We start from the raw sequence: 11,574 nt of genomic DNA on the forward strand, positions 1-11,574 counted from the left end.
GGATCTCCACAGCTCACCCGAACGGTCTCCACGGTCGCTGCTTACAGTCATCCCCATGGAACTGGGAGGGCGCCGGGTGCTGGTCGTCGAGGACGACGTGACCATCGCTGAAAGCATCGCCGCGCGCTTGCGGGCCGAGGGTTTCACCGTGGACCTGGCGCACGACGGCCCGTCCGGTGTCGAGGTGGACACGGCGCGGGAGCCGGATCTGGTGGTGCTGGACGTGATGCTGCCGGGGTTCGACGGGCTGGAAGTCTGCCGCCGGATCCAGGGCCGCCGTCCGGTCCCGGTGCTGATGCTGACCGCCCGTTCCGATGAGACCGACATGCTGATCGGCCTTGGCGTCGGCGCGGACGACTACCTCACCAAACCGTTCTCCATGCGGGTGCTCTCGGCCAGGGTGCACGCCTTGCTGCGCCGCGTCGACCGGTCCGCCCGCGCCGACGTGAGCGAAGCGGGCGCGACGATCGTGCTCGGCGACCTCGAAATCGACGTCGAACAGCGAAGGGTCACCCGGGCGGGCACACCGGCCCAGCTGACGCCGATCGAGTTCGACCTCCTCGTCCACTTCGCGAAACGGCCGAGGGCGGTGCAACCGAGGGAACGGCTGCTCAGCGAGGTCTGGGACTGGGACGTCGCGGGCACGGGGTCGGGCACCCGCGCGGTCGACAGTCACATCAAGGCGCTGCGCCGCAAACTGGGCGCGGACCTCATCCGCACCGTGCACGGTGTCGGGTACGCCCTGGAGGTGGGATCGTGAAGCTGCGCCCGCTGTTCGGCCGGATCGTCGACGCGCTTCCGAGGCCGCTCGACCCGGTCCGGTCCATCAAGCTCAAGCTCGCGATCCTGCTGGTGTCCTCGGGCGGGATCGCGTTCGCCTTCTTCAACTGGCAGATCGGCTGGCTGCCGCCGCGCACCACGATCGCCGCGATGGTGCTCGCCGTGGTCACCTCGCAGATCCTGGCGCACGGGATGACCAGGCCGCTGCGCGAGATGACCGCGGCCGCCAGGGCGATGGCCAAGGGCGACTACACCCGGCGTGTCCGGGCGACCGCCCGCGACGAGGTCGGCGAGCTGTCGCACGCCTTCAACCAGATGGCGGCCGATCTCGACGCCTCGGACCAGCGCCGCCGTGAACTGATCGCGAACGTCTCCCACGAACTCCGCACCCCGATCACCGCGCTGAACGGCGTACTGGAGAACCTGGTCGACGGGGTCGCCAAACCCGATCCGGCGACACTGAAGACCGCGTTGCAGCAGACCGAACGACTCGGCAGGCTCGTCTCGGAACTCCTCGATCTTTCCCGGATCGACGCGGGGGCGTTCCCGTTGCAACTCGAGGAGTTCGACCTCGAACTGCTCCTGGACGAGGTCGCCGCCGAAGCGGGGATCACCGCCGCCGCGACCGGCCGTGGCGTGCGGTTCGCCGTCGACGTCCAGCCACCCGGCGCGATGGCCGTCGCCGACCGCGGCAGGCTCTACCAGGTCGTGGTGAACCTGCTCGACAACGCCGTCCGGCACGGGCCGTCCGGGGGAGCGGTCCGGGTGCGGGCGGAGGCCCGCGAGGCCGACGTCGTCATCGAGGTCGAGGACGAAGGCCCCGGGATACCGCCAGGGGAGCGGGACAGCGTCTTCGAACGGTTCACCCGCGGCGAGCGCGCGGGCGGCGGGGGCACCGGACTCGGCCTCGCGATCGCGCGGTGGGTGGTCGATCTCCACGACGGCAGCATCGCCGTCGTCAGCCCCGAACAGCGGCCGGGCTGTGTCATCCGCGTCGTGATCCCGGTTCCCTGAAACCCTCTCCGAATTCTCGATGGTTTCTCATACGCAAGGGGATGTGCTTTCGCAAATGGAGGAGTCGATGAGCGAAGAACAAGAGGAGACGCAAGCGCACGCGTCGCCCCCTTGGGTGACGGACACCTTGCCGCCCGCGCCCCCGGTCCCGGTCCCGGTGCCGGTACTGATGCGGCCGCGGGTGCCGCCGAAGTCGGCGATCGTCCCGCTGCCCGGCTCGGTCGTGCCCGCCGCTGTCGCCACCGGGCTGGTCTCCGCCGTCGCCATGCCGGACGATCCCGGAGCCGGGTGGTTCCTGGCCGGTTTGGCGTTCGCGGTGGCCGTCTACTTCGCCGACAAGCGGGCCCGCGGCGACGCCGCACCGCGTTTCCGCCTGGCCGACGCGTGGTGGGCGGCGGCCGCGCTCGGCCTGCTCGCGGTCGGTATGTTCCGCGCGTCGGTGTGGCTGAACGTGCTGTGCGTGATGGCCGCCTGCGTCGCGGGATCCCTCGCGGTGGTGGGGAAACGCACGGTGAACACGATCATCTACGACGTCTTCGCGGTCCCGATCGAAGCGCTGCTTTCGGTCCCGTGGATCGGCCGAGGGCTCATGAAGTTCAGCAAGAAAACGGAAGGCCGCACGAGGCCGAAGCTCCTGGTGCCGGTGCTGGCGAGCGCCGGACTGCTGCTGGTGTTCGTCCCGCTGCTGCGCGGCGCGGACGCCGTGTTCGCGAGCGTCGTGGACGCGGTGATCCCCGAACTGAGCCCGGGCACCTTCGTACGCTGGGGTTTCCTGTTCGTCGTGGCCGCGTTCGCCGTCGCCGGGGCCTGCTACCTGCTGGCGGCGCCGCCGTTGCCCGCCGAGGACGACGCGCCACGCAAACGGCTGGCGCACCGGCTCGAATGGACCTTGCCGCTGAGCGTACTGGTGCTGCTGTTCGCGAGTTTCGTCGTGGTCCGCCTGGTCGTGCTGTTCGGCGGCACCGACTATGTCCTGGCCACGAGTGGCCTGACCGCGGCCGAATACGCCAGGAGCGGGTTCTGGCAGCTGTCCGCCATCACCGTGCTGACCCTCCTGCTGGTCGCCGCGGCGCTGCGATGGGCGCCGAAGTCCTCGGCGGCCGACCGGGGCTGGCAGCGTGGACTGCTCGGGGTGCTGAGTGTGCTCAGCCTGGTGCTGGTCGCGTCGGCGTTGAGTCGCATGTGGACATATCAGCAGGCCTACGGGTTCACCGTGTTGCGGCTGCTGGTCGAGGTCTGCGAACTCTGGATCGGCCTGATCTTCCTGCTGGTCCTTCTATCCCTGATCCCGTTGCGCTCGGCGTGGCTGCCCCGCGCGGCCATCGGTGCCGCCGTCGTGGCCCTGCTGGGACTGGCGGTGCTGGACCCGGAGCGTTTCATCGCCGATCGCAACATCGACCGGATCACGCACGGCAAGACGCTCGACACCCGCTACCTGTCAGGGTTTTCCACCGACGTCGTCCCCGCGGCGGAACGGCTCCCGGAGCCGCTGCGGTCCTGTGTGCTCGGACCGGTCATGACGGATTTTCCACAAGATGATTGGCGTGAATGGAACCTGAGCCGGTCCCTCGCGCGTCAGACCTCCGTTGCCGCGGTGGACGGGGCGAAATGCGCTTATCGGGCCCGTCCCTGAGCCGTGGCACCACGGCCTTGATCGCCCTCCTGGGGGTGAGGGCGATCAAGGCGGTGGTCGGGCGGCGACCGCCGGGCCGTCGAGGGGGAGGCCCGGCGGTCACCTGGTCAGTTCCGGTCAGAACCGGTCAGAAGGTGAAGACACCGTCGGAGTCGGCATCGGCGACGCAGGGGTTGGCGTACGAGGTGCGGAAGATGACCGGGTCGCCACGCCACTTGCCGACCGCGGAGACGTCGATCGGGGCGTATTCCAAGGTGCAGGAACGCGGTTCCCCGCGTAGCCTGCCGAACTTTCCGTCCACTTTGGACAGGCTGGCGCAGGCGTCACCGCGGTCGGGGTGTGAACCACCGGTGGGCTGGCAGGTGAGTGAAACGGTGCCGATCCGGCCATTCGAGTGGTGGCTGGTCAGCTGGAACGTGGATTCGGCCGGCTGCGCGGGGGCCATGCAGGCCAACGCGAGAACGCAGGCGCCGATCGGTTCGAAGAAAGCCATATCATCTCTATCGGCTTATGGGACCCGGTGACTGTGTTCCACGCTTGGGTGAGATTTGCTCACCCGGTCGTGTGTTCGTCGTCTTCTCGAATGTCGTGGGCGAGCAAGGCGACGTAGAGGGAGAGCATCGATTCCGGGTCTTCCAGCCGCACCCCGAGTACCTGCTCGATCCGGGCCAGCTGCTGGTAGTAGGCGGTGCGGGAGGTGTGCGCGGCCGCCGCGGCCGCCGATTTGTTGCCGCCGTGCTCGCAGTAATGTCTCAACGCCTGGACGAGTCTGCTGCCCTGCGCGGCGTCGCGGCTCAGCAGCGGGCCGAGTTCCCGCGCGGCGAACGCGGTGATCCGTTCGTCGCCAGCCAGCAGGTGCAGCAAACCGCGCAAGCGGACGTCGTCGAGGCGGTGGACCACGCGTTCGGCGTTTTCGGTCAGTGCCGCGGCGGCGACCTGGGCGGCTTCGACGAGCGTCCGGCGGGCCTCGGCGGGTCCGGCGCCCGTGGTCCCCACCGCGACCACGGCCGGCGCGCTGGAACGAGCCTCGTGGACGTCGGTGGCCAGCCGGTGCAACACCGCGTCGACCCCCGCCTCCGGCGAAAGCGCGATCAGCGCGCGCACCAGGGTGTCGTCCGTGGCCACCAGGGCGGACACCCTGGCCCGCCGGGCGGCGAGCGCGGTCGCTTCGGCGAGTTCCCTCAGCAGCACCGGAGTCGACTGCGTCGTCCTGGTGGTCGCGGTGATCCGGGGCCGCACGGCGACCCCGACCAGCAGCCGTCCCGTCAGCGGGACGCCCAGCGCGGAGGCCCGCGCGGTCAGTTCGGCGGGCGGCACCGGGTTCGCCAGCAGTTCGGTCAGGATCGCGCGGTGCGCCTGCCGTTCGAGGCTGTCGGTGTCCTTGGCTACCAGCCGGTGGACCGCGAGCGCGGACGCGGCGCGTTCGGCGACCACCACGTGCCGCCGCGACGGCGGATCCCCGCAGACGACGACCAGCCGTCCCCAGTCGTGCCCCCGCGCGCCGATCACGGTGACCAGCCAGCCCGCGCCGGCGTGGAAACCGGTCCGCTCGCCGACCTGCACCGGCCGCGACCGCGACGGCCAGCCCGGCAGCAGTTCGCCGGGGTCGGCACCCGCGGTGTCGTAGGCGAGGACCTCGTGCGACAGCGTCTCCAGCACGACGGGATGTTCGGTGAGTCTCGCGACCTCGCGCAGGATGTCGCCCGGCTCGGCACCGGCGACCGTCAGCGCGGTGAATGTCTCGTGCACCCGTTCCGCCGCCCGGAGTTCGTCGACCTGGGCGTCCACGATCAGCCCGTTCACCGCCTCGGTGACCGACACGAAGCGCGTCTCCCGCGAGAGGGTGACCAGGGGGACGCCGTGCTGGTCCGCGGCCTCGACCAGCGCGGACGGCAGCTTGTCACTCCAATGACGGACCAGTTCGACGACGACCCCGGCCACTCCGACCCCGGCCAGCTCGGCGACGTACCTGGCGAGCGCGGGGCCGTCGTCGGGTAGCGCGACCCCGGTGGTGAGCACCAGTTCCCCGCCCCGCAGCAGCGGGGCGATGTCCGCGACCTCGGCGACGTGCGCCCAGCGGACCGGCGCGTCCAGCCCCGCCGCCCCCGCCACCACATGGGGCCTGCCCTGACGCAGCACCGGCAGCGCGAGCACTTCGGCGACGGTCGGGTACATCGGCCTCCCACCTGGTCGGAACGCAGGAGACAGACTGTACGGCCGGGACCGGGAGTCCGTACACGTTGCCGATGGTGTCGGTGTGGCGCGCGCGCCCAGACTCGACCGGGAGCAGACACCCCGGACCAGGAGGGCGGACCCCGTGACCGACCGCACCACCGACCACATCAACCACTGGATAGACGGCAAACCGTTCGAAGGCGTGAGCGAACGATCCGGTGACGTCTTCGATCCGGCCACCGGTCAGGTGCGGGCGAAGGTCCCCTTCGCGGCGCAGGACGACGTCGACGCCGCTGTCGCGGCCGCCTCACGGGCGCTGCCGGGCTGGCGCGGGACCTCGCTGGCGGGCCGGACGCGCGTGCTGTTCGCCTTCCGCGAGTTGCTTTCGGCGCGACGTCACGAGCTGGCGAAGATCGTCACGAGCGAGCACGGCAAGGTCGAGTCCGACGCGGCGGGCGAAGTCGCGCGAGCCATCGAGAACGTCGAGTTCGCTTGTGGCGCGGCGCAAATGCTCAAGGGCGGGTTCAGCGAGAACGCCTCCACCGGCGTCGACGTCTACTCGATTTCGCAGCCGCTGGGCGTGGTCGGGGTGATCTCGCCGTTCAACTTCCCGGCCATGGTCCCGCTGTGGTTCGTGCCGAACGCGCTCGCCTGCGGCAACACCGTCGTGCTCAAACCGAGCGAGAAGGACCCGTCCGCGGCCGTGTTCATCGCGGAACTGTTCGCCGAGGCCGGCCTGCCCGACGGTGCTCTCAACGTGCTGCACGGCGACAAGGCCGCCGTCGACGGACTGCTGGAACACCGCGACGTCAAGGCGATCTCGTTCGTCGGGTCGACGCCGATCGCGAAGTACGTCTACGAAACCGGGACCAGGAACGGGAAACGCGTGCAGGCGCTCGGCGGCGCGAAGAACCACATGGTCGTCCTCCCGGACGCCGACCTCGACCTCGCCGCCGACGCGGCCGTCTCCGCGGGCTTCGGCTCGGCGGGGGAGCGGTGCATGGCGGTGTCGGTCGTGGTCGCGGTCGACCCGGTCGGCGACGAACTGGTCGCGAAGATCGCCGAGCGCATCACCCGCCTGCGTGTCGGCGACGGCATGCGTCCCACCTCGGAAATGGGACCGCTCGTCACCGCCGCGCACCACGAACGCGTCGAGTCCTATGTGGAGGCGGGCGTCGAAGCGGGCGCCCGGCTCGTCGTCGACGGGCGCGGCATCGAGGTCGACGGCGAGGACGGCGGGTTCTGGCTCGGCCCGACCCTGTTCGACCACGTCACGCCGGAGATGTCGATCTACACCGACGAGATCTTCGGACCGGTCCTCACGGTCGCGCGGGCCGAGGGGTACGACGCGGCGCTGGACCTGATCAACGCCAACCCCTACGGCAACGGCACCGCGATCTTCACCAACGACGGACGGGCCGCGCGGCGGTTCCAGAACGAGGTCGAGGTCGGGATGGTCGGCGTGAACGTGCCGATCCCGGTGCCGGTCGGCTACTACTCGTTCGGCGGGTGGAAGGACTCGCTGTTCGGGGACAGCCACGCCTACGGGCCGGAGGGGTTCCACTTCTTCACGCGGACGAAGGTCGTCACCTCGCGGTGGCCGGATCCGTCGCAGGGCGGGGTGAACCTCGGGTTCCCGCGCAACAGCTGACGCCTTCGGCACCCTTCACTCGTCCCGGAACGGCGCCTTGGTCGCAGGAGCCGCACCTGAGTACGCGGGCGAGCACGGGGCCCCGCTCGCCGAACTCGCGTGCTCAGAGACGTGACTCGCGTGCTTGGCGGCGGATGCGGGGGCGGGGGCCTTCAGGTGCTTCGAGCCGATCGGACCAAGCGCTTTCCCCGCGATCCATGCGGGGAAAGCGTCCTATGGCTCCCCGGGCACCAAGCCTTCCGTAAACTCGTTGTGAGGACGAGCCGAGGGAGGTGCAGGTGGCCAACGCGGAAGAGCGCCGCTTCGAAGTGCTGCGCGCGATCGTCGCCGACTACGTGTCCAACCAGGAGCCCGTCGGCTCCAAGGCGATCGTCGACCGGCACAACCTCGGTGTGTCCAGCGCCACCGTGCGCAACGACATGGCGGCACTGGAAGAAGAGGGCTACATCACACAACCCCACACCAGCGCGGGCCGCATCCCCACCGACAAGGGGTACCGGCTGTTCGTCGACCGGATCGCCGAGGTCAAACCGCTCAGCGCGGCCGAACGCCGGGCCATCACGGCCTTCCTCGACAGCGGCACCGACGTCGACGACGTCCTGCGCCGCTCCGTCCGGCTGCTCGCCCAGCTGACCAGGCAGGTCGCGGTCATCCAGTACCCGATGATGACCAACTCCGCCGTCCGTCACCTGGAGGTGGTGCCCCTCACCCCGGCCCGGCTGATGCTGGTCCTGATCACCGATTCCGGCCGTGTCGACCAGCGCACGGTCGACCTCGGGGACGTCATCACCGAGGAGAACGTCGGCAGGCTGCGCTCGGTGCTGAACGGGGCACTGGCGGGCCGCCGCCTTTCCGAAGCCGCGGCGGCGGTCGCCGAACTGCCCGAAAAGTCGCCGGGCGAGCTGCGCGACAACCTCACCCGCGTCTGTACCGTGCTGGTGGAATCGCTGGTGGAGCACCCCGAAGAACGGCTGGTACTCGGCGGCACGGCGAACCTCACCCGCAACGTCGCGGACTTCCCCGGATCGCTGCGGCAGGTGCTGGAGGCGCTCGAGGAGCAGGTCATCGTCCTCAAGCTGCTCGCGGCCGCCCGCAACCCCGGTGCGATCACCGTGCGCATCGGTGAGGAAAATGAAGACGAGCAGATGCGCAGCACCTCGGTGGTGTCCATCGGCTACGGCATGGACGATCTGCTGCTGGGCGGAATGGGCGTCGTCGGGCCGACCAGGATGGACTACCCGAACACCATCGCCGCGGTGCGCGCGGTGGCGAACTACGTGGGGCAGATCCTCTCCGGCCGCTGAGCCGTGGTGAGGTCGAAGTCAGAAGGAGAAGGCGAAGACGGTGGCGAGGGACTATTACGGCATTCTCGGGGTTGCGAAGAACGCGACGGATCAGGAAATCAAGCGCGCGTACCGCAAACTGGCCCGTGAACTGCACCCCGACGTCAACCCGTCGGAGGACGCCCAGCATCGCTTCGGCGAGGTGACCACCGCCTACGAGGTGCTGTCGGACCCGCAGAAGCGCAAGGTCGTAGACCTCGGCGGCGACCCGATGGACGGCGGGGCACGGGGCGGAGGCGGCGACCCGTTCTCCGGCTTCGGCGGCCTCGGCGACATCATGGACGCCTTCTTCGGCGGCGCCGGGGGTGGCGGCGGCGGCCGCGGCCGAGGCCCGCGCAGCCGCGTGCAGCCCGGTTCCGACGCGCTCATCCGCCTCGGCCTCACCCTCGAGGACTGCGCCACCGGCGTCGACCGCGAGATCACCGTCGACACCGCCATCGTCTGCGACCTGTGCCGCGGCGCCGGCTCGACCGAAGGCTCCGGCACCCAGACCTGCGACACCTGCGGTGGCGCCGGCGAGGTCCAGTCCGTGCAGCGGTCGTTCCTCGGCCAGGTCGTCACCGCCCGCCCCTGCCCGGTCTGCCGCGGCTTCGGCGAGGTCATCACCGACCCCTGCCGCCAGTGCGGTGGCGACGGCCGCGTCCGCGCCCGCCGTAACGTCACCGCCAAGATCCCGCCCGGCGTCGGCGACGGCATGCGCATCCGGCTCTCCGGCCAGGGCGAGGTCGGCCCCGGCGGCGGCCCGGCGGGCGACCTGTACGTCGAGATCGACGAGGCGCCGCACGAGGTGTTCGTCCGGCAGGGCAACGACCTGCACTGCAACTTCCGCATCCCGATGACCACCGCCGCCCTCGGCGCCACGGTGCCCATCGAGACCCTCATCGACGGCGACTACGAACTCGACATCGAGCCGGGCACCCAGCCCGCCACCGAACTCGTGCTCACCGCCAAGGGCATGCCTCGACTGCGGTCCTCCGGCCGCGTCGACGGCCGAGGCGACCTGCACGTCCACATCGACGTCGTCGTCCCGACCAAACTCGACGAGGCCCAGCGCGACCTCCTCGTCGAACTGGCCCAGCAACGCGGCGAAGACGTCCCTTCGCTCTCCTCGAACGGGTCCAAGCCCGGCGGGCTGTTCTCCAAGCTGCGCACCAAGAACCACCGGTAACCCGTGCCCGAGACGACACTGCCGGTCTTCCTCACCGCCGCGCTGCCCGGCTCCGGGCGCACCACGCTCGACGGCGAGGAAGCCCGGCACGCCGCCACCGTCCGGCGGCTGCGCGTCGGCGAACGTCTCGTGCTTTCCGACGGCGGAGGCGGCATGGCGCGCTGTGTCGTCGAAGCCGTCCAAGCGGGCCGCGACGCGGCACTCACCCTCACCATCGAAGAACACTGGACCGAGGACCCGCCCGCACTCCGCGTCATCGTCGCCCAAGCACTCGCCAAAGGCGACCGCGGCGAACTGGCCGTCGAACTCGCCACCGAAGCGGGCGCCGACGCGATCGTCCCCTGGCGCGCCGCCCGCAGCGTCGCCCGCTGGGAAGAAGGAACCCGTGGCGACAAAGCCCTCGCCCGCTGGCGCACCACCGCCCGCGCCGCCGCCAAACAAGCCCGCCGCGCCCACCTCCCCGAAGTCGCCGAGCCCGTCGGCACCCGCGAACTCGCCGAACTCGCCCAGACCGTTTCCCGCGCACTGGTCCTCGAATCCGGCATGACCGCGAAGCTCACCGAGATCGAACTCCCGCCACAAGGCGACATCCTCCTCATCGTCGGCCCCGAAGGCGGCATCACCGACGAAGAACTCGCCACCCTCACCGACGCGGGCGCGACCGCCATCCGGTTGGGCCCCACCGTTTTACGCACCTCCACCGCCGCCGCCGTCGCACTCGGCGCACTAGGGGTTCTCACCGACCGCTGGACGTGAAAAAACACCCCACTAATTTGCGGCGAGTTATGGCGCGATCACGCAAACAGCCGTTACTCTCGTTAACTGACGCGCAACACACGGTTTCGGCGCGCCACTGGGGATGAAGCCCAGTCGCGCGCGTGAATCCCCGCCGGGCACCTCCCCCCTCGGTCCGGCGGAGCCGCGGCGACGGTGGAGCGACCCCCAGGCTCCACCGCGCCGCGGCGTCTTCATTTGGGGGCTTCGCAAGCTACGCCCCAAATTCGACGCCGCGGCGCGGTTCCGCGTGTCTGCCCGGGGGGCCGAGCCCCCCGGACCCCCCACGGTCCGTGAGGTGGCGGTTGGCAGCCCTGAAGCGGAGCGAAGGGGTGGAGCCTGGGGTGGCGGTTGGCAGCCCTGAAGCGGAGTGAAGGGGCGGAGCCTGGGGTGGCGGTTGGCAGCCCGAGGGAGCTTTAGGGTGGCGGCTGGTCTTCGGTATCGGCGTAGGGCCTGGCGGCCCTCGCCTGGTGAGGGCGACGTTCGCAAGTAGTCCTCTAGTTGCGGTCTTTCTTGTGGTCTGTGAAGGCTCCTTGGGGGACTCTGGGTCCTTATCCTTTAAGAGGGCTTCACGGACTTGGGGCGGGTGTGGCGGGTGGGGATAGGGTGGGGGAATGAGTGACGCGGAGACGTTGTTCGAGCGGATCATCGCGGGGGAGATCCCGTCCGACAAGGTGTACGAGGACGCGACGACGTATGCGTTCCGGGACATAGCGCCACAGGCGCGGGTCCACGTGCTCGTGGTGCCGAAGAAGCGGTACAGGAATGTGGCCGAGGTGGCCGCGGCGGATCCGCGGGTGCTGGCCGACATCGCTTTGGCGGCCAAGAAGGTGGCGGAGATCGAGGGGATCGCCGAATCCGGCTACCGGGTGGTGTTCAACACAGACGGTGACGCCGGGCAGACGGTGTTTCACGTGCACGCGCATGTGCTCGGTGGCGAGCAGTTGGGGCATTTCGGCCGCTGAAGGTCACGAGCCGGAGAAACCGGACTGCGTGCCGGCATCCGCAACCAGTAGCATCGACCTGTCACTGTCGT

General features: G+C 70.0%; 10 protein-coding genes. 8 read left to right on the forward strand and 2 right to left on the reverse strand.

From position 1 onward, the window contains the following. The first annotated feature begins 76 nt into the window (after positions 1-76). The 3 genes from BS329_RS33750 (at position 77) to BS329_RS33760 (ending at position 3,427) form a co-directional block, all read left to right on the forward strand. On the forward strand, positions 77-760 hold the full coding sequence (locus BS329_RS33750; protein ID WP_076166650.1) for a response regulator transcription factor: 684 nt from the start codon (positions 77-79) through the stop codon (positions 758-760). After that, a complete protein-coding gene (locus BS329_RS33755) occupies positions 757-1,794 on the forward strand; it encodes a HAMP domain-containing sensor histidine kinase (RefSeq protein ID WP_076166317.1) in 1,038 nt (345 codons plus the stop codon). The genes BS329_RS33750 and BS329_RS33755 overlap by 4 nt, the downstream gene beginning before the upstream one ends. 67 nt (positions 1,795-1,861) lie before the next feature. Further along, positions 1,862-3,427 carry a DUF4153 domain-containing protein gene (locus tag BS329_RS33760; protein ID WP_076166653.1) on the forward strand — a complete coding sequence of 522 codons (1,566 nt, stop codon included), beginning with the start codon at positions 1,862-1,864 and terminating at the stop codon, positions 3,425-3,427. A 127-nt stretch (positions 3,428-3,554) separates the two neighbouring features. On the opposite strand, the gene BS329_RS33765 is transcribed toward BS329_RS33760, so the two are convergent. Further along, the gene (locus tag BS329_RS33765) at positions 3,555-3,920 is read right to left on the reverse strand and encodes an SSI family serine proteinase inhibitor (protein ID WP_076166319.1); all 366 of its coding nucleotides are present in this window, start codon (positions 3,918-3,920) and stop codon (positions 3,555-3,557) included. A gap of 59 nt (positions 3,921-3,979) precedes the next feature. After that, complete coding sequence (locus BS329_RS33770; RefSeq protein WP_076166321.1) at positions 3,980-5,602, reverse strand: PucR family transcriptional regulator; 1,623 nt, start codon at positions 5,600-5,602, stop codon at positions 3,980-3,982. Positions 5,603-5,744: 142 nt separating this feature from the next. Here BS329_RS33770 and BS329_RS33775 point away from each other — a divergent pair, with 142 nt between their 5' ends. The 5 genes from BS329_RS33775 (at position 5,745) to BS329_RS33795 (ending at position 11,503) form a co-directional block, all read left to right on the forward strand. Then, positions 5,745-7,253 carry a CoA-acylating methylmalonate-semialdehyde dehydrogenase gene (locus BS329_RS33775; protein WP_076166322.1) on the forward strand — a complete coding sequence of 503 codons (1,509 nt, stop codon included), beginning with the start codon at positions 5,745-5,747 and terminating at the stop codon, positions 7,251-7,253. Between the two features lie 278 nt (positions 7,254-7,531). After that, positions 7,532-8,557, forward strand: a complete 1,026-nt coding sequence (hrcA, locus tag BS329_RS33780) for a heat-inducible transcriptional repressor HrcA (protein WP_076166656.1) — start codon at positions 7,532-7,534, stop codon at positions 8,555-8,557. Positions 8,558-8,597: 40 nt separating this feature from the next. Continuing rightward, positions 8,598-9,764, forward strand: a complete 1,167-nt coding sequence (gene dnaJ, locus BS329_RS33785) for a molecular chaperone DnaJ (protein WP_076166324.1) — start codon at positions 8,598-8,600, stop codon at positions 9,762-9,764. Positions 9,765-9,767: 3 nt separating this feature from the next. Further along, positions 9,768-10,520: a 16S rRNA (uracil(1498)-N(3))-methyltransferase gene (locus BS329_RS33790; protein WP_076166326.1), complete on the forward strand. Its 753-nt coding sequence runs from the start codon at positions 9,768-9,770 to the stop codon at positions 10,518-10,520. Positions 10,521-11,152: 632 nt separating this feature from the next. Beyond that, positions 11,153-11,503, forward strand: coding sequence for a histidine triad nucleotide-binding protein (locus tag BS329_RS33795; protein ID WP_076166328.1), 351 nt, complete (start codon positions 11,153-11,155; stop codon positions 11,501-11,503). Positions 11,504-11,574: the final 71 nt, after the last annotated feature.

It is taken from the genome of Amycolatopsis coloradensis, assembly GCF_001953865.1.
Lineage (GTDB): Bacteria > Actinomycetota > Actinomycetes > Mycobacteriales > Pseudonocardiaceae > Amycolatopsis > Amycolatopsis coloradensis.

Coding starts and splice junctions, on each gene's coding strand:
- BS329_RS33795 (WP_076166328.1), top strand. CDS start 11,153: ATGAGTGACGCGGAGACGTTGTTCGAGCGGATCATCGCGGGGGAGATC.
- BS329_RS33770 (WP_076166321.1), bottom strand. CDS start 5,602: ATGTACCCGACCGTCGCCGAAGTGCTCGCGCTGCCGGTGCTGCGTCAG.
- BS329_RS33760 (WP_076166653.1), top strand. CDS start 1,862: ATGAGCGAAGAACAAGAGGAGACGCAAGCGCACGCGTCGCCCCCTTGG.
- BS329_RS33765 (WP_076166319.1), bottom strand. CDS start 3,920: ATGGCTTTCTTCGAACCGATCGGCGCCTGCGTTCTCGCGTTGGCCTGC.